This window comes from Halomonas maura (assembly GCF_030409305.1).
Classification (GTDB): Bacteria; Pseudomonadota; Gammaproteobacteria; order Pseudomonadales; family Halomonadaceae; genus Halomonas; species Halomonas maura.
The window spans coordinates 39,710-56,694 of sequence record NZ_JAUFPQ010000029.1 but is presented as its reverse complement, the minus strand read 5'-3'; the positions used below and the strand labels follow the sequence as shown (position 1 = coordinate 56,694).

The window sequence follows — 16,985 nt, the reverse complement described above, 5'->3', positions numbered from 1 at the left end:
GTCGACTGTTGTTTCGACCATGACAAGAGGCAATGCCATGTTTCCCAAGATCACCAAGATGACCATCGTGCCGGTGGCCGGCGAGGACGGCTTCCTGCTCAACCTGAGCGGTGGCCATGCGCCCTGGTTCATCCGCTGCGTGCTGGTGCTGGAGGACGAGTCCGGCAACCGCGGGCTCGGCGAGATTCCCTCCAGCCAAGGCATCCTGAACGGACTGGAGAAGTGTCGGGGGCTGGTGGAAGGCGCCCGGGTCAACGAGGTCAAGCAGGTGCTCAGTCGGGCCCGGGACCTGCTGGCCCAGGGCGGCCCCGAGGAGCGCGGACGCCAGACCTTCGACCTGCGAGTGGCGGTGCACGTCATCACCGCCATCGAGTCGGCGCTGTTCGACCTCTTCGGCCAGGCACTGGGCATGCCGGTGGCCGACCTGCTGGGCCAGTACGGCCGCCAGCGCGACGAGGTCGAGGCCCTGGGCTACCTGTTCCTGCTCGGCGACCCGGACAAGACCGACCTGCCGTATCCCCGGGTGACCGACCCGGTCGATGCCTGGGACGAGGTGCGCTACCGCGAGGCCATGACGCCCGAGGCCGTCGCCAACCTGGCCAAGGCCGCCTTTGAGCGCTACGGCTTCCAGGACTTCAAGCTCAAGGGCGGCGTGCTGCGCGGCGAGGAAGAGGCCGACTGCATCCGCGCGCTGCACGAGGCCTTCCCCGAGGCGCGCCTGACCCTCGACCCCAACGGCGCCTGGAAGCTGGACGAGGCGGTGCGGGTGCTGGAGCCGATCAAGCAGCTGCTGAGCTACGCCGAGGATCCCTGTGGCCAGGAGGGCGGCTTCTCCGGCCGCGAGACCATGGCCGAGTTCAAGAAGCGCACCGGGCTGCCCACCGCCACCAACATGATCGCCACCGACTACAAGCAGCTGCAGCTGGCCGTACAGCTCAACTCGGTGGATATCCCGCTGGCCGACTGCCACTTCTGGACCCTGCAGGGTGCCGTGGCCGTGGGCGAGCTGTGCAACGAGTGGGGCATGACCTGGGGCTCGCACAGCAACAACCACTTCGACATCTCGCTGGCGATGATGACCCATGTGGCCGCGGCCTGCCCGGGCGAGATCACCGCCATCGACACCCACTGGATCTGGCAGGACGGTCAGCGCATCACCAGGGACCCGTTCCAGATTCGGGACGGCAAGCTGGCCGTGCCGAAGACCCCGGGCCTTGGCGTCGAGCTCGACGACGACAAGCTCATGGAAGCCCACGAGAAGTACAGGCGCCTCGACGTGACCCAGCGCGACGACGCCATGGCCATGCAGTACCTGATCCAGGGCTGGGAGTTCGATCCCAAGCGCCCGGCCCTGGTTCGCTGAGGCTTCTCGGCCGCGACATTCTCCGACACGCGGCCTGACTCCCCTCTCACGACCCCCAAGCGACGCCGTCACTGGCGACGCACCAATGAGGAGACGCCTGATGACTTTGCAAGGCAAGCAACTGATCGGTGCCCAGGCCGTTGCGGCCCAGGGCAGCCCCATCCACGCGGTCAACCCGGCCACCGACGAGCGTCTGGAGCCGGCCTATGCCGCCGGCGGCAAGCCCGAGGTCGAGCGGGCCTGCGCGCTGGCCTGGGCGGCCTTCGAGACCTACCGGGAGACCGGCCTCGAGGCACGTGCCCGCTTCCTCGAGACCGTGGCCGACGAGATCGAGGCCATCGGCGATGCCCTGATCGAACGTGCCATGGCCGAGTCCGGCCTGCCCCGGGCGCGCCTCGAGGGCGAGCGCGGCCGCACCTGCGGCCAGCTGCGCCTGTTCGCCAAGGTGGTCCGCGCCGGCGAATGGCTCGACGTGCGCATCGACCCGGCCCTGCCGGAGCGGGCGCCGATGCCGCGCGTCGACCTGCGCCAGCGCCATATCGGCCTGGGCCCGGTGGCCGTGTTCGGCGCCTCGAACTTCCCGCTGGCCTTCTCGGTGGCCGGCGGCGACACCGCATCAAGCCTGGCCGCCGGCTGCCCGGTGGTGGTCAAGGCGCACTCCGCCCACCCCGGCACCTCCGAGCTGGTGGGGCGCGCCGTGCAGCGGGCGGTGGCCAGGTGCGAGCTGCCCGAGGGCGTGTTCTCGCTGCTCTACGGCTCCGGCCACGAGGTGGGCCAGGCGCTGGTGCGCGATGCGCGCATCAAGGCGGTGGGCTTCACCGGCTCGCGTGGCGGCGGCACGGCGCTGATGAAGGCGGTGCAGGAACGCCCCGAGCCGATCCCGGTCTATGCCGAGATGAGCTCGATCAACCCGGTGTTTCTGCTGCCCGAGGCGCTGGCCGCCCGCGGCAAGGCACTCGGCGAGGCCTTCGTCGGCTCGCTGACCCTGGGCGCCGGCCAGTTCTGCACCAACCCGGGGCTGGTGATCGGCATCAAGGGCGAGGGCCTCGATGCCTTCGTGGCCGCCGCCGGCGAGGCGGTCCAGGCGAGCCCCGCCCAGACCATGCTGACCCCGGGCATCCATGACGCCTACAGCCAGGGCGTCGACGGCCTGACTCAAAGCAGCCAGGCCCGCGAGGTCGCCCGCGGCCCGGCCGGCGACGGCCCCAACGCCTGCCAGGCCGGGCTGTTCGTGGCCGCCGCCGCCGACTTCCTGCGTGAGGAGGCGCTGCAGGCCGAGGTCTTCGGCGCCACCGCGCTGGTGGTCGAGTGTGCCGACCAGGCCGAGGTGACGCGCGTCGCCGAGGCCCTGGAAGGCCAGCTGACCGCCACCCTGCAGATGGACGACGGCGACCTCGAGACCGCCCGCGGCCTGCTGCCGATCCTCGAGCGCCGCGCCGGCCGGGTGATGGCCAACGGCTGGCCGACCGGCGTCGAGGTGTGCCACGCCATGGTCCATGGCGGCCCCTATCCGGCGACCTCGGACAGTCGCACCACCTCGGTGGGCAGCGCGGCGATCCAGCGCTTCCTGCGCCCGGTGTGCTACCAGAACCTGCCCCAGGGCCTGCTGCCCGAGGCGCTCCGGGACGGCAACCCGGCCGGCGTCAGCCGCCTGGTCGACGGCAAGCGCGAGGCCTGAGGCGCGACGGTCAGCTTGGCAAGCAGTAACGGTTTGGCGGCCCTCGGGCCGCCTTCTTGTGCTGCATCGCGAGACCCGTCCACGCGGTCGAGCCGCCCGTCGCGCAAGGTCGCCAGAGGGGGAAGGCCGGCAGCGACCGCCCCGCGCGATGCCGATGCCTGCGGAGACCGCCAGGATCATGGCCGTCGAGACCCGCAGGCTGGCCCCAGGTGCATGTAGCCAAGCGATGATTCAGGAACCCTGACACGGCTGCCGCCATCTATCTTCCAGTAAGGCTTCCACGCCCATCGGTCAGGCAGGACCCCACGATGAAGATCGAACGCGTGCATACGCACATCCTCGACCATCGGCTCGACCAGGCCTTCGAGAGCGCCTCGATGCGCTTCGAGCGGCGCCAGCACTGCCTGGTTGAGATCGTCTGCGACGACGGCACCGTGGGCTGGGGGGAGTGCCTGGGCCCGGCCAGGGCCAATGCCACCATCATCGGGCTCTATGCCGGCGCCCTGGTCGGGGCCAATCCGCTTGCGACCGAGAGACTCTGGCTCGAGCTCTATCACCGGCTGCGCGACCAGGGGCAACGCGGCCTGACCATGACCGCCCTGAGCGGCATCGATATCGCGCTATGGGACATCAAGGGCAAGCATTACGGCGCGTCGGTCAGCGAGCTGCTCGGCGGGCGTTTCCGCGAGAAGGTCCGGGCCTATGCCACCGGCGCGTTCCGTCGCGATGGGGGAGACCGGGTGCAGGACGTCGCCGAGGAGGTGGCCGGCTATGCCCGGGAGGGCTTCCATGGCGTCAAGATCAAGGTCGGCTTCGACGTCGAGGAGGACCTGCGTGCCATCGCCGCCGTCCGCGAGGCGATCGGCCCCGAGCGGCGGCTGATGATCGACGCCAACCACGGCTACGACCTGCTCGAGGCGATCGAGGTCGGCAGGCGCGCCGAGTCCTTCGGCATCGACTGGTTCGAGGAGCCGGTGCTGCCCGAGCAGATCGACAGCTACCGCGCCGTGCGCCAGGGCCAGCCGATCCCCGTCGCCGGCGGCGAGAACTGGCACGGGCGCTACGCGATGCTCGAGCCGCTGTCGACGCGGGCGGTGGACATCGTCCAGCCCGACGTCTGCGCCGTCGGCGGCTTCAGCGAGATGCGCCGCGTCGCCGACATGGCGGCGATGTGCGGCGTGCGCCTGGTCCCGCATGTCTGGGGCACGGCGGTGTGCATCGCCGCCAGCCTGCAGTGCATGGCGGCGCTGCCGCCCAACCCGCCGCGGCGGCGTCCGATCGAGCCGATCATGGAGTTCGACCGCACCCGAAACCCCTTTCGCCAGGCCGTGGTCCAGACGCCGATCGAGCACCGGGACGGCGTCATCCGCATCCCCGATGGCCCGGGGCTGGGGATCGCCATCGATCGCGATGCCCTGCAACAGTATGCGCTGAAGGAGGCGTGATGGTGTCTGATGTCCCCGCCAGCATTCGCCCCCCAGAGGGGCATCGTCGGCGCTTCGGCCACCCCTGGAGGGCGACCGACGGGCATGTCCAGGTCGAACCTGGCAGGCCCATCATCGCCGAATGCCCTGAGGCGCTCGGACGCAGGGGCGACGCGATCTCGAAGGAGATACCCTGATGCTGAATCGGATGCTGGTCACCGGCGCCGCCGGTGGCGTGGGCCAGGCCATTCGTCCCCATCTCGCGCGTCTCGCCCATCGGGTGAGGCTGTCGGATGTCGCCGAGCTGGGGGAGGCGGCCGAGCACGAGGAGCTCGTGCCCTGCGACCTGGCCGATGCCCCGGCGGTCAATGCCCTGGTGGCGGACTGCGACGGCGTGGTCCATCTGGGCGGCGTATCGGGGGAGAGGCCCTGGGAGGGGATCCTCCGGTCGAATATCATCGGCACCTACCACCTCTTTGAAGCGGCGCGCCACCAGGGCAAGCCGCGCATCGTGTTCGCCAGTTCCAACCACACCATCGGCTTCTATCCGCGCACCATCCGCATCGACAGTCGGGTACCGCACCGGCCCGATTCCCTCTACGGGGTCTCGAAGTGCTTCGGCGAGGACCTCGCCAGCCTCTATCACGACAAGTTTGGCGTCGAGACGCTGAGCGTGCGCATCGGCTCCTGCTTTCCCAAGCCGGCGGACACCCGCATGCTGGCGACCTGGCTGAGCGTCGAGGACTTCGTCGCCCTGCTCGAGCGCGCCTTCGCCGCGCCCAAGCTGGCCCACACGGTGGTCTACGGCGCCTCGGCCAACGCCGAGCGCTGGTGGGACAACCGCCAGGCGGCGTTTCTCGGCTGGGTGCCCCGCGACAGTTCCGAGCCCTGGCGGGCCGAGGTCGAGGCCGCGGCGGGTCCCATCGACCCGGACGACCCGGCCGTGGTGTATCAGGGCGGCAAGTTCGTGGCCCTCGGACACCCCGATGACTGACGTCGCCGCCGTCCGTGCCGGGCGGCGGTGCCTCCGGCGCTGCCCGCGGGGGACCTGCGTGCCACTCGAGATGGCAGATGCGGGTGAGAAAGACGGAGGGGTTGCCCTGGATGTCCCGCGGCGTGACACGGCTCGCGGGCGTCGCCTCGAGCCTGGCATCACGTGGCCCGGGACGCTACAGCATGCACGGGGCGTGAGACGCCAGGCTTGGTGACGACCTCCTCACCGCGGCACTCTCGCCGTGTGCCGGCCGTATGCCGGCCGTGGCCGAGAGGCGGGGTGGGGCACCGAGCCTGGAGGCCTGCCCGGCCATGTGAAGGTCTCTGGTATGATGTAGGATGAATAGCCGGCGGAATGCCTGTCCGCCGTCGGTATCATGGCAGTATGGAAGTGGAAAGGATGGCAAAGGGATCTGAAATGGCGATATCGAGTTCGTGGCAGGTTCAGCCCGTCAACCGTACGGGTAGCCTGTCCCAGGCGGTCGTGGAGCAGCTCGAGCGCCGGATTGCGTCCGGGGAGGTGCCGGTGGGCAGCAAGCTGCCCACCGAGAGCGAGCTGTGCGAGGCCTTCGGTGTCAGTCGCACGGTGGTGCGCGAGGCCATCACCCACCTCAAGTCGCTGGGGCTGGTCGAGACCCGGCGCGGCGTCGGCACGACGGTGCTGCGCAGTGACGCGGCCGAGCCGCGACCGGCCGTGCACATCAGCCCGCGGACCGTGGAGGATATCCTGGAGGTCCTGGAGCTACGCCTGACCCTGGAGCCCGCGGCGGCCGAGCTGGCCGCCCTGCGGCACGACGACGAAGACCGCCAGCGCCTGGAGGCCCGGCACGCCGACTTCGTCCAGGCCCAGGCGGCGACGTCACAGGCGCGCCGCGAGGATTTCGCCTTCCATCATGCGATCATCAAGGCCACCCACAACGTCTGCTTCGATCGCCTCTACGAGCCCTTGAGCGACAGCATGATTCCCCGTGCCAAGCTGCTCAGCATCGATATCGATCCCCGCGCCTCGGCGCGTTATCTCGAGCTGGTGCATGAGGAGCACACCCGGATCCTGGAGGCCATCCTCGCGCGGGATGGCCCGGGGGCCCGGGCGGCCATGCAGCAGCATCTCGAGCGCTCCCGCGATATGTACGCCCGTTATCGGGATGCCTGAAGACCGCGACGGGTGCGGCCTCGCCATGGCCCTCAGCGGGCCAGCCACAGGCCGATGGCGACGGCGGCGATCACGGTGAGAAAGAAGATCCGATTGCGGGCGCGGGTATCGCGGGGCGGCAGGTGGGAGGACACGCGGAACTCCGTTGAGCGGGTGGCGGAAGGACGACTTGGCGCCCCATGGTATCCTCGTTAGCCTGCTACCACCACTCGCGGCTTCCTGCCTCAACTGGATGATGCCATGCGCCAAACCGACACCCCCGCCTCCCTGCCGCTGGTCTTCGCCCATGCCAACGGCTTCCCGGGCCAGAGCTACCGCAGCTTCCTGTCGCCGCTGGCCACGCGGTTCGAACTCCAGCCGCTGGACCGTCTCGGTCACCATCCCGACTTCCCGGTGGGCCATAACTGGCTGGCGCTGCGCGACGAACTGCTCGAGCACCTGGACCGCTTCGACACCCCGGTGATCGGCGTCGGCCACTCCATGGGCGGGGTGCTGATGGCCATGGCCGCCGAGCGGGCGCCGGAACGTTTCCGCTGCGTGGTGATGCTCGACCCGCCGCTGATGCTGGGCTTCGACGCCCTGGCGATGAAGGCCGCCAAGCGGCTCGGCTTCGTCGACCAGCTGACCCCGGCGGGGCGCACCGTGGGGCGGCGCGACAGCTGGCCGGACCGCCAGGCCATGCGCAACTACCTGAGACGCCGGGGGCTGTTCCGGCGCTTCACCGACCAGGCCCTCGACGACTACGTGGACGGCGGTACCCGTGAGCTCGACGATGGCCGGGTGGTGCTGCTCTACGACCCCGACATCGAGGTGGCCGTCTTCCGCCACCTGCCCGACCACCTGGACGACCTCCCCGACCGGGTGCATGTCCCGCTCGGAGTGCTCGCGGGCAGCGAGTCCGACCTGCTTAACCCGCGTCGCCGGCGCCGGCTGCGGCGACGCGGGGTACGCCTCGCCAAGGTCCCCGGGGGGCACATGTTTCCCATGGAGCAGCCCGAGGCGACCCGCCAGGCGCTTCTCTCGATGCTCGACAGGCTGCTGGAAGCGCCGTGACCGCCCCGCGGCCGCTGGGCCTCGCCGAGGGGCGTCTGGCCGGGCTTTCCTGGGGCGAGGCGGGCGCGCCCACCTGGCTGGCCTTGCATGGCTGGCTCGACAATGCCGCCAGCTTCTCGCGGCTGGCGCCACGCCTGGTCGAGGCGCTGGGCATCCGGATCGTGGCGCTGGACTTCGCCGGCCATGGTCACTCCCGGCATCTCGCCGGTGACTACGCGCTCTGGGACTATTGCCACGATGTCCTCGACGCCCTGGTCGACCTCGGCCTCGAGCGCGCGCCGCTGCTCGCCCACTCGATGGGCGCCGGCGTGGCCTGCCTGCTCGCCGCCGCGCTGCCCGAACGGGTCGCCTCACTGACGCTGATCGACGGCCTGGGCGCGCTGACCACCGAGGCCGCCGCCGCTCCCGGGCAGCTGCGCAAGGGGTTGCGGGCTCATCGTCGCGCCCTCTCGGCGGCGCCGCGCTATCCTGATGAGAGGAGCGCCGTGGCATCCCGGGTGGCCGGTGGGGCCACGCCCATCGACGGCGAGACGGCGCGCCCGCTGGTGCGGCGCAACCTCGCCGGGGAGCCAGATGGCCACCTCCGCCTGAGATCGGATCCGCGGCTGCTGAGACCCTCGCCGGTGCGCTTCACGCCGGAGCAGGCGATGGCGATGCTCGCGGCGATTCGCTGCCCGGTGCTGCTGCTGGAGGGCGAGGGCGGCATCCTCGCCGGCCGTCCCGGCGCCGCGTCAGCCCGGCAGGCCATCGCCGGGCTGCGCCGCCGGGTCCTGCCGGGTGGGCACCACCTGCACCTGGAGCCGAGCGCGGTGGGGGCGGTGGCCGAGGCGATCGTGGCCTGGCACCTCGACTGACAGGGGGAGGCGACATGCGCAACTCGAACCGCAAGGGCAGGCGGGTCTCGCTGGTGCTGGGCAGCGGTGGCGCCCGTGGCTATGCCCATATCGGGGTGATCGAGGAGCTGGAGGCCCGAGGCTACGAGATCGTCGCCATGTCCGGATGCTCCATGGGGGCCCTGGTGGCGGGCGTGCATGCGGCCGGGCAGCTCGACCGCTATCGCGACTGGGTGTGCCAGCTGGACTATTTCGACATCCTGCGCCTGGTGGATGTGACCTGGAGTCCGATGGGCGCCATGAGGGCCAGCAAGGTGATGAACAAGCTCGACGAGCTGGTCGGGGACATCCGCATCGAGGACCTGCCGATCCCGATCACCACCGTGGCCACGGACCTGGTGCGCCAGCGTGAGGTGTGGTTCCAGAGTGGCTCCCTGCTCGAGGCGGTCCGCGCCTCCATCGCCGTGCCGGGCGTGATCACGCCGGTCCACCTGGGCGAACAGGTGCTGGTGGACGGTGGGCTGCTCAACCCCCTGCCGATCACGCCGACGGTGTCGACCCGGGCGGACTTCGTCATGGCGGTCAACGTGACCGCGCACAGTCCCGAGCCGGTGAGCCTGGAGTCGATGCTGTCCCCCGACGAGGCCGCCGAGGAACAGGCCCGGGAGAGGGCACGCGATCAGGGCGGCGCGGTGGACTTCGGGGGCTGGATGGAGGGAGTGAGGGGCGCCACCCGGCGTCTCTTCGAGGGCTTCGGCGGCGGCCCCGAGGGCGACGAGGAGGACAGCCTGGCCCGGGGGCGCCGCGCCTGGGGCCGCCTGGACATGATGCTGGCCTCCTTCGACATCACCCAGGCGGCGCTGGCCAAGTACAAGCTGGCGGGCTATCCCCCGGATGTGCTGATCGAGGTGCCCAAGACGGTCTGCGGCGCCTATGAGTTCCATCGCGCCGAGGCGCTGATCCTGCTGGGGCGCCACCTGGCCAAGCAGGCGCTGGATCGACGCGAGGCGGGGGTGGAACTCGCCGACAGCGGCCAGCTGGTGGAATCTGGCGCCGAAGAGCCCGTCGACGAGGTGCCCCGGGTCGAGGCGCCGAGCACCGAGGCGGTGGCACCGGACGACCGGGACTAGCCTTCAGGCCTCGCCGCGGCGACGGCGCAGCAGCACATAGACCGCCCCGGTCCCGCCGTCGACCTCGCTGGCCGAGCAGAAGGCCAGCACGCTGGGCCACTCGCGCAGCCAGGCATTCACGTGGCTCTTGATCACCGGGTAGTCGGCGGTGGTGCCCCAGGCCTTGCCGTGGACCACCAGCACGCAGCGTGCCTGGGTCGCCAGGGCGTCGCTCAGGAAGGCCTCGAGTTCGCTGCGTGCCTCCTCCAGGGTGTGGCCGTGCAGGTCGAGGCCGGCCGTCCAGGGGATCTGGCCGCGCTTGAGCTGGCTACGGGTGCGGTAGGGCAGGTCGGGCAGGGCGAAGTCGAGATACTCCGATGGCCTCACCGCCTCGACGCGGCCATCGGAGGTGCGTCCGCCGGCGACGCCCTCGTGGGCGGCGGTGGCCGCCGCGCGGCGAGCCTGGGCCGCCTCGTCCGTCTGCCGGGGGCGTCCCGGGTCGGCTCGGTTGCTGTGGATCGGGCGCACGCCGGCCTCGCTCAGGGCCTGACGAAAGGCACTGATCTCGTCGGCGTCCGGGCGTTGGCGGCGTCGGCTCATGGCTCTCTCGTGGGCTGGCGGGAAGGGGCCAGTATACCGACCCTGGCGTGGCTGTGAACCGCCGCCGAGGGTACAATCGGTGGCCTCACGCCGCTCCTCGCAACCGTCAACCACAGGATGTCCCGTGGCCGAATCACCCGCTTCACCGTCTACCTCCACCCTGACGCTCGCCGATGACGCCCTCGTCGAGGGCCTGGTCACCCTGAGGGATTGCCTGCGCTGGACCGCCAGCGAGTTCCATCTGGCCGGGCTGCACTACGGGCACGGCACCGACTCCGCCTGGGACGAGGCCGTGGCGCTGACCCTCGGCGCGCTGCACCTGCCCTGGGATGTCGATCCCGGGGTACAGGAGGCGCGGCTGCTGCCCATGGAGCGGGCGCGGATCGTCGGCCTGGTGCGCGAGCGTATCGCCACACGACGGCCGTTGCCCTACCTGCTCGGCGAGGCCTTCTTCGCCGGCGCCCCCTTCCACGTCGACGAGCGGGTGCTGATTCCGCGCTCACCGATTGCCGAGCTCGTCGAGCATGGCTTCGGCGCCTGGTTCCCGGTCGAGCCCCCGGCGCGGGTCCTCGATCTGTGTACCGGCTCGGGCTGCATCGGCATCGCCACGGCCCTGCACCTGCCCACCTGCGAGGTCGACCTGGCCGATATCAGCCCCGAGGCCCTGGCGGTGGCACGCATCAACATCACCCGCCACGACGTCGGCGACCGGGTCCGCGCCGTCGAGTCGGACGTCTTCGACGGCCTGGTCGGCCGGCGCTTTGACCTGATCGTCTCCAACCCGCCCTACGTGGATGCCCGGGACCTGACCACCATGCCGGCCGAGTTCCGCCATGAGCCGGGCCTGGCCCTGGGCGCCGGCCGTGACGGCCTGGATATCGTGCGGCGTATCCTGCGCGAGGCCCGGGCGCACCTCAGCGACGACGGCGTGCTGATCGTCGAGGTGGGCAACTCCGACCACCACCTGGAGGCCGCCTTCCCCGAGGTGCCCTTCCTGTGGCTGGAATTCGAGCGCGGCGGCCAGGGCGTGTTCGCCCTCACCGCCGCGGAACTCGACGCCCATGCGGCGTCCTTCAGCGAGCAGTCATAGAGGAACGCCCATGTCCGGCAATACCTTCGGCAAGTTGTTCACCGTCACCACCTTCGGCGAGAGCCATGGGCCCGCGCTGGGCGCCATCGTCGACGGCTGCCCGCCGGGCCTGCCGCTCTGCGAGGAGGACCTGCAGCACGACCTGGATCGCCGTCGCCCGGGCTCGTCGCGCCATACCACCCAGCGCCAGGAAGCGGACCGGGTGCGCATCCTCTCCGGGGTCTTCGAGGGCGTGACGACCGGCACCGCCATCGGCCTGGTGATCGAGAACACCGACCAGCGCTCCAAGGACTACTCGAAGATCAAGGATCGCTTCCGGCCGGCCCATGCCGACTACACCTACCACCACAAGTACGGCATCCGCGACTACCGTGGCGGGGGGCGCTCCAGCGCCCGGGAGACCGCCATGCGCGTGGCCGCCGGGGCCATCGCCAAGAAGTACCTGGCCACCCGGGGCATCCGGGTCCGCGGCTACATGAGCCAGCTCGGGCCCATCGCCATCGAGTTTCGCGACTGGGACGCCGTGGCGACCAATCCCTTCTTCTGCCCCGACCCCGAGCGGGTGCCGGAACTCGAGGCCTACATGGACCAGCTGCGTCGCGATCAGGACTCCGTCGGTGCCCGGATCTCGGTGGTCGCCGAGGGCGTGCCGCCGGGGCTGGGCGAGCCGGTGTTCGACCGCCTGGATGCCGAGCTGGCCCATGGCCTGATGAGCATCAATGCGGTCAAGGGCGTGGAGATCGGCGACGGCTTCGCCGCGGTGGCCCAGCGCGGCAGCGAGCACCGCGACGAGATGACCCCCGAGGGCTTCCAGTCCAACCACGCCGGCGGTGTGCTGGGCGGCATCTCCAGCGGCCAGGCGATCATCGCCCATCTGGCGCTCAAGCCGACCTCCAGCATTACCACCCCGGGGCGCTCCATCGATGTCGAGGGCCAGCCGGTGGAGGTCGTGACCAAGGGACGCCACGACCCCTGCGTGGGCATCCGTGCCACGCCCATCGCCGAGGCGATGATGGCGCTGACCCTGATGGATCACCTGCTGCGCCACCGCGGCCAGAACCAGGACGTCAGCGTGACGACCCCGCGGCTGCCGTGAGCGACACGGCTGCTACACTGACCGCAGCATCTCATTTCTCTTGACAAGGCGGCCCGCCCATGAAGATCAACGTCGAATTCGACCTGACCCCCGACGAGTTCCGCCAGGCACTGGGGCTGCCGAACGTGGAGGCCTTCCAGCAGGACCTGCTGGGTCGGATCCAGAAGCAGATGGAGTCCGGTGTCGAGGGCTATGACCCCATGAGCCTGATGCAGCCCTTCCTGCAGCAGCCCATGCTGCAGCAAGGCTTGTCCCAGGGCCTGTCCAGCTTCGGCAACTACCAGCAGATGATGCTGGACATGCTCACTCGTGCCGCTTCTTCCGCCGGCGCCAAGGCGGGCGACACCGCGGCCTCGTCCGAGGAGGGCGGCCAGGGCAAGGCGGGTGCCGCCAAGACCGGCTCGGCGAGTGCGCGTTCACGCCGGAAGGGCGACGGCTGAGGCGGCCATGCGACCTTTGGCTTAGCCCCTCGTCACGTTCTTGCAACAAGCGTCGTGCGAGACTACGATTTGTGCAGTGCAGCACGACTGTTGTCACCTGTCCCTCCGGGAGGATTTGGCCATGCAAGACAAGATGATCGAGAATTTCAACGAACAGACCCGTCAGTTCTTCGAGCCGATGCGCAAGCTCAACTCGCTGATGCTGGACAGCATGGAGCGCATGACCGAGTACCAGATGGAGTCCATGAAGCGTTACAGCCAGATGGGCACCGAGCGCATGCGCGACGCCACCGAAGTCAAGGATGCCGAGGACCTGCGTGACTTCGGCACCCGCCAGGCCGAGATGATGAACGAGCTGTCCAAGCAGATGCTGGAGGATGCCCGAGCCCTCGGCGAGATGAGCCTGCAGTTCAAGGCCGAGCTGGAGCAACTCTACGCCGAGTCCGGCCAGCAATTGGCCGAGCAGGCTCAGCAGGCTACCGAGAGCGCGACTGGCGCCGCCCAGGAGGAGCCCAAGCCCCAGGCCGCGGCCAAGTCACAGGGCGCGGCCAAGGCGACCAGCACCAGTCAGGCGGCGCGCAAGCGTACCTGATTTCCCGGATTCTCAATCTGGCCACCGCCGTCTCGTCATGCGAGACGGCGGTGGTCCGTGTCGATGGCAGCGTGACAGGAGGGGGCAATGCAGCCAGGGTTTCAAGCACCGTCTCAGGCCGAGCTCGAGGTCTGGAATGAGCAGTTCAAGGCGATCGGCGAGGAGTACAAGGCCCTGATGGAGGACTTGCTCCCCCGCATGGTACCGGATGATGCCGCGGAAACCATCTATGCGGACATGCGCGACGCCTTCCGGGCCGGGGCCGAGTCGCTGATGCAGGATCCGTCCCTGTTGTGGCAGACCCAGGCCCGCCTGCTCGAGGATCAGTACCAGCTCTGGCAGAACGGCCTCAAGGCCATGGCCGGCGAGTCGGTGGCCCCCCTGGTGACTCCCGCGAAGGGCGATCGGCGCTTCCGGGACGAGGCCTGGACCAACGATCCCTACTACCTGGCGATCATGCAGCAGTACCTGCTGTTCTCGCGGCTGGTCGAGGACCTGATCGACCGCCTGCAGGGCCTCACCGCCGACCAGAAGCGCAACCTGGCCTTCTACTCCCGCCAACTGGTCAATGCGATGTCGCCGACCAACTTCGTGACCACCAATCCGGAGGTCATGCGACGTACCATCGAGACCAAGGGCGAGAACCTGGTGGAGGGCCTGGCCCGGCTGCGCCGCGACCTGGCCAATTCCGCCGAGGGGCTCAACGTCACCATGACCGATCGCAGCGCCTTCGCGGTCGGCGAGAACATCGCCGTCACGCCGGGCTCGGTGGTCTTCGAGAACGAGTTGATGCAGCTGATCCAGTATGCCCCCAGCACCGAACAGGTCTACAAGACCCCGCTGCTGGTCGTCCCCCCCTGGATCAACAAGTACTACATCCTCGATCTGCGCGAGGACAACTCCCTGGTCAAGTGGTTGGTGGACCAGGGACACAGCGTCTTCCTGATCTCCTGGCGCAACCCGGGCCCCGAGCAGCGCGACCTCACCTGGGCCGACTACATGCAGCTCGGTCCCATCGCCGCCATGGAGGCCATCGAGCAGGCCACCGGCGAGAAGTCCGTCAACCTGCTGAGCTATTGCATCGGCGGCACCCTGGCCGGTTCCACGCTGGCCTACCTCACCAGTACCCGCCGCGGCCGCAAGGTCAAGTCGGCGACCTTCATGACCAGCCTGCTCGACTTCCGCGATCCCGGCGAGCTCGGCGTCTTCCTGAGCGAGCCGGTGCTCAAGGGCATCGATGCCAAGCTTGAGCAGGACGGCTACCTGGATGGGCGGGTCATGGCCTACTCCTTCAACCTGCTGCGGGAGAACGACCTCTTCTGGTCCTTCTATATCAACAACTACCTCAAGGGTGAGCTCCCGGCGCCCTTCGACCTGCTCTACTGGAACACCGACGGCACCAACCTGCCGGCCGGGACCCATGGCTGGTACCTGCGCCACATGTACCTGGAGAATCGCCTGGTCGAGCCCGGCGGCATCGAGCTGGACGGCGTGAAGATCGACCTGCGCAAGATCTCGACGCCCAGCTACTTCATCTCCACCCGCGAGGACCATATCGCCAAGTGGAACAGCACCTACTACGGGGCGCTGCTGCCCAAGGGGCCGGTCAAGTTCGTGCTGGGGGGCTCCGGCCATATCGCCGGCATCGTCAATCCTCCCCACAAGAACAAGTACGGCTTCTGGACCAATGACGAGCTGCCGGCGACCCCGGAGCAATGGTTCGCAGGCGCCGAGGGCCACGAGGGCTCCTGGTGGCCCCACTGGCAGGCCTGGATGACCGACAACGGCTATGCCGACGCCGACAAGATGGTGCCGGCCCGCCAGCCGGGCGATGGGGACCTGGATATCCTCGAGCCGGCCCCGGGCCGTTATGTCCGCATCACCATCCCCGAGGTGCTGGGCGAGGCCCCGGCCTCGTCGGGAGCCTGAAGCCCGCCCGGTGAAGCCGGACGCTCGAAGACCGCGACTTCGCGGCTGGCAGTGGTAAGAAACCTTGGATGAAAAACCGCCCCCAGGCGTCTGCCTTGGGGGCGGTTTTTTTTACCCTGCGTTCCAGCTTCCAGCTTACGGCTTACGGCTTACGGCTTACGGCGCAGCCGCAGGCCGGGCAGCACCAGCAGCACGGCCAGTGCCCAGACCGGCCAGCTGCCGGTGCGCGAGAAGGGCGTGAGCCCCTCCCGGGGGGTGACCTCGCCGGTGAGGGTCGCCTTCTCGAACTGTGGCGCCCGCTGGAGAATGCGGCCCCGGGAATCGATCAGCGCGGTGACGCCGTTGCTGGTGGCGCGAATCACCGGCCGGCCATTCTCCAGGGCCCTCAGCCGGGCCATCTGCAGGTGCTGCAGCGGGCCGATGGAGGCACCGAACCAGGTGTCGTTGGAGACCGTCAGGATCACTCCCGAGTGCCTGGCCTGGTCGGCGACCAGGTCGGCGTAGATGATCTCGTAGCAGATGGCGTTGCCGATCCGGGTGCCGGCCACCTCCAGTGGCGCCTGGTCGCCGGGGCCCGGCGTCATGGCCGGCATCGGCAGGTCGAAGAAGGCGATGGCGCCACGCAGCAGGCTCTCCAGGGGCAGGTATTCGCCGAAGGGCACCAGGTGGCGCTTGCGGTACTCGCCACGCGATTCGTCCGCCACGATCACGCTGTTGTAGTAGTGTCCCTGCCCATCGCGCTGCAGGATGCCGGTGACCAGGGTGCTGGTGCCCGGCAGCAGTCGCCGGGCCTGGTCGAGCACCGGCGTGGCCTGGTCCGCGAACATCGGCAGCGCCGCCTCGGGCCAGATCACCAGGTCCACGTCCGTCTCCAACGCGGCGGTCATCGTCAGGTAGCTGTCGATGGCAGTGCGTTGCCCCTCGGGGGTCCACTTGATCAGCTGGGGCAGGTTGCCCTGCAGCAGGGCGACCCGGACGGGCTCGCCGGCGGGGCGTGTCCATTGGCCGGGCAGGGCCAGCGGCAGCAGCCACAGGGCCGCCAGCGGCAAGGCGGCCCACCAGCGGCGCTGCAGGAAGGCCACGCCCAGGGCGCCGGAGAGGGCGACGACCATCGACAACAGGTAGACACCGCCGACCGGCGCCCAGGGGGCCAGGGGGGCATCGATCTGGCCGCTGCCCAGCAGCAGCCAGGGAAAGCCGGTGAACAGCCAGCTGCGCAGGGCCTCGCCGAGCACCCAGGCGCCGGCGAAGGTCAGCGGCGCCAGGCGCGGCCCGGCGAGGCGCCGGTAGAGGCCCAGGGTGACGGCGAAGAACAGCGCCAGGCTGGCCACGAACAGGATCGTCAGGGCCAGGGCCAGCGGCACGCCGGTGTAGCCGTAGTCGTGGATCGACACGTAGACCCAGGAAGCTCCCGAACCGAACAGCCCCAGCCCGTAGCTCCAGCCTCGCCAGGCGGCCTGGCGGGCGGTCAGGGAGGCCAGGCCCGCGTAGACCAGGCCGGCGGCCACGGGGGCCAGCCACCAGAGCTGGAAAGGGGCGGCGGACAGGGTGGTCAGGACCCCGGCCGCCACGGCGGCCAGGTTGCCCAGGGCCCGGCGAGGGCGGGAGATGGTCATGATGCCTTCCATGGTG

The 16,985-nt window shown here is 69.7% G+C and carries 15 protein-coding genes; 13 read left to right on the top strand and 2 right to left on the bottom strand.

Going from position 1 to position 16,985, the window contains the following annotated elements:
- Positions 1 to 37 precede the first annotated feature (37 nt).
- From QWY76_RS18730 to QWY76_RS18695, 8 genes are all read left to right on the top strand, one after another.
- A complete protein-coding gene (locus QWY76_RS18730; RefSeq protein ID WP_290313038.1) occupies positions 38 to 1,363 on the top strand; it encodes an enolase C-terminal domain-like protein in 1,326 nt (441 codons plus the stop codon).
- A gap of 100 nt (positions 1,364 to 1,463) precedes the next feature.
- A complete protein-coding gene (locus tag QWY76_RS18725; protein ID WP_290313037.1) occupies positions 1,464 to 3,041 on the top strand; it encodes an aldehyde dehydrogenase (NADP(+)) in 1,578 nt (525 codons plus the stop codon).
- A gap of 308 nt (positions 3,042 to 3,349) precedes the next feature.
- The gene (locus QWY76_RS18720; RefSeq protein ID WP_290313036.1) at positions 3,350 to 4,486 is read left to right on the top strand and encodes a mandelate racemase/muconate lactonizing enzyme family protein; all 1,137 of its coding nucleotides are present in this window, start codon (positions 3,350 to 3,352) and stop codon (positions 4,484 to 4,486) included.
- A gap of 175 nt (positions 4,487 to 4,661) precedes the next feature.
- Positions 4,662 to 5,459, top strand: a complete 798-nt coding sequence (locus tag QWY76_RS18715) for an NAD-dependent epimerase/dehydratase family protein (protein ID WP_290313034.1) — start codon at positions 4,662 to 4,664, stop codon at positions 5,457 to 5,459.
- A gap of 417 nt (positions 5,460 to 5,876) precedes the next feature.
- On the top strand, positions 5,877 to 6,611 hold the full coding sequence (locus tag QWY76_RS18710) for a FadR/GntR family transcriptional regulator (protein ID WP_290313032.1): 735 nt from the start codon (positions 5,877 to 5,879) through the stop codon (positions 6,609 to 6,611).
- Positions 6,612 to 6,851: 240 nt separating this feature from the next.
- Entirely contained in the window at positions 6,852 to 7,664 is an 813-nt protein-coding gene (locus QWY76_RS18705; RefSeq protein ID WP_290313031.1) for an alpha/beta fold hydrolase, read from the top strand.
- Entirely contained in the window at positions 7,661 to 8,518 is an 858-nt protein-coding gene (locus tag QWY76_RS18700; protein ID WP_290313030.1) for an alpha/beta fold hydrolase, read from the top strand. Before QWY76_RS18705 ends, QWY76_RS18700 begins: the two co-directional genes overlap by 4 nt.
- A 14-nt stretch (positions 8,519 to 8,532) precedes the next feature.
- The gene (locus tag QWY76_RS18695; protein ID WP_290313029.1) at positions 8,533 to 9,627 is read left to right on the top strand and encodes a patatin-like phospholipase family protein; all 1,095 of its coding nucleotides are present in this window, start codon (positions 8,533 to 8,535) and stop codon (positions 9,625 to 9,627) included.
- Between the two features lie 3 nt (positions 9,628 to 9,630).
- On the opposite strand, the gene QWY76_RS18690 is transcribed toward QWY76_RS18695, so the two are convergent.
- Positions 9,631 to 10,206 (bottom strand): Smr/MutS family protein, encoded by a 576-nt coding sequence (locus tag QWY76_RS18690; protein ID WP_290313028.1) that lies wholly within the window; start codon positions 10,204 to 10,206, stop codon positions 9,631 to 9,633.
- A gap of 124 nt (positions 10,207 to 10,330) precedes the next feature.
- Here QWY76_RS18690 and prmB point away from each other — a divergent pair, with 124 nt between their 5' ends.
- The 5 genes from prmB (at position 10,331) to phaC (ending at position 15,353) form a co-directional block, all read left to right on the top strand.
- A complete protein-coding gene (gene prmB / locus QWY76_RS18685) occupies positions 10,331 to 11,296 on the top strand; it encodes a 50S ribosomal protein L3 N(5)-glutamine methyltransferase (protein ID WP_290313027.1) in 966 nt (321 codons plus the stop codon).
- Between the two features lie 10 nt (positions 11,297 to 11,306).
- A complete protein-coding gene (gene aroC, locus QWY76_RS18680; protein WP_290313025.1) occupies positions 11,307 to 12,392 on the top strand; it encodes a chorismate synthase in 1,086 nt (361 codons plus the stop codon).
- A 59-nt stretch (positions 12,393 to 12,451) separates the two neighbouring features.
- On the top strand, positions 12,452 to 12,832 hold the full coding sequence (locus QWY76_RS18675; protein WP_290313024.1) for a hypothetical protein: 381 nt from the start codon (positions 12,452 to 12,454) through the stop codon (positions 12,830 to 12,832).
- A gap of 121 nt (positions 12,833 to 12,953) precedes the next feature.
- A complete protein-coding gene (locus tag QWY76_RS18670; RefSeq protein ID WP_290313022.1) occupies positions 12,954 to 13,424 on the top strand; it encodes a phasin family protein in 471 nt (156 codons plus the stop codon).
- Between the two features lie 87 nt (positions 13,425 to 13,511).
- Positions 13,512 to 15,353, top strand: a complete 1,842-nt coding sequence (gene phaC / locus QWY76_RS18665; RefSeq protein ID WP_290313021.1) for a class I poly(R)-hydroxyalkanoic acid synthase — start codon at positions 13,512 to 13,514, stop codon at positions 15,351 to 15,353.
- A gap of 149 nt (positions 15,354 to 15,502) precedes the next feature.
- On the opposite strand, the gene lnt is transcribed toward phaC, so the two are convergent.
- Positions 15,503 to 16,969, bottom strand: coding sequence for an apolipoprotein N-acyltransferase (lnt, locus tag QWY76_RS18660; protein WP_290313020.1), 1,467 nt, complete (start codon positions 16,967 to 16,969; stop codon positions 15,503 to 15,505).
- Between the last annotated feature and the right edge of the window lie 16 nt (positions 16,970 to 16,985).

What these genes read in the sequence shown, in the direction of transcription:
- QWY76_RS18730 (WP_290313038.1), top strand. Translation starts at nt 38, where the DNA reads ATGTTTCCCAAGATCACCAAGATGACCATCGTGCCGGTGGCCGGCGAG.
- QWY76_RS18725 (WP_290313037.1), top strand. Translation starts at nt 1,464, where the DNA reads ATGACTTTGCAAGGCAAGCAACTGATCGGTGCCCAGGCCGTTGCGGCC.
- QWY76_RS18720 (WP_290313036.1), top strand. Translation starts at nt 3,350, where the DNA reads ATGAAGATCGAACGCGTGCATACGCACATCCTCGACCATCGGCTCGAC.
- QWY76_RS18715 (WP_290313034.1), top strand. Translation starts at nt 4,662, where the DNA reads ATGCTGAATCGGATGCTGGTCACCGGCGCCGCCGGTGGCGTGGGCCAG.
- QWY76_RS18710 (WP_290313032.1), top strand. Translation starts at nt 5,877, where the DNA reads ATGGCGATATCGAGTTCGTGGCAGGTTCAGCCCGTCAACCGTACGGGT.
- QWY76_RS18705 (WP_290313031.1), top strand. Translation starts at nt 6,852, where the DNA reads ATGCGCCAAACCGACACCCCCGCCTCCCTGCCGCTGGTCTTCGCCCAT.
- QWY76_RS18695 (WP_290313029.1), top strand. Translation starts at nt 8,533, where the DNA reads ATGCGCAACTCGAACCGCAAGGGCAGGCGGGTCTCGCTGGTGCTGGGC.
- QWY76_RS18690 (WP_290313028.1), bottom strand. Translation starts at nt 10,206, where the DNA reads ATGAGCCGACGCCGCCAACGCCCGGACGCCGACGAGATCAGTGCCTTT.
- aroC (WP_290313025.1), top strand. Translation starts at nt 11,307, where the DNA reads ATGTCCGGCAATACCTTCGGCAAGTTGTTCACCGTCACCACCTTCGGC.
- QWY76_RS18675 (WP_290313024.1), top strand. Translation starts at nt 12,452, where the DNA reads ATGAAGATCAACGTCGAATTCGACCTGACCCCCGACGAGTTCCGCCAG.
- QWY76_RS18670 (WP_290313022.1), top strand. Translation starts at nt 12,954, where the DNA reads ATGCAAGACAAGATGATCGAGAATTTCAACGAACAGACCCGTCAGTTC.
- phaC (WP_290313021.1), top strand. Translation starts at nt 13,512, where the DNA reads ATGCAGCCAGGGTTTCAAGCACCGTCTCAGGCCGAGCTCGAGGTCTGG.
- lnt (WP_290313020.1), bottom strand. Translation starts at nt 16,969, where the DNA reads ATGACCATCTCCCGCCCTCGCCGGGCCCTGGGCAACCTGGCCGCCGTG.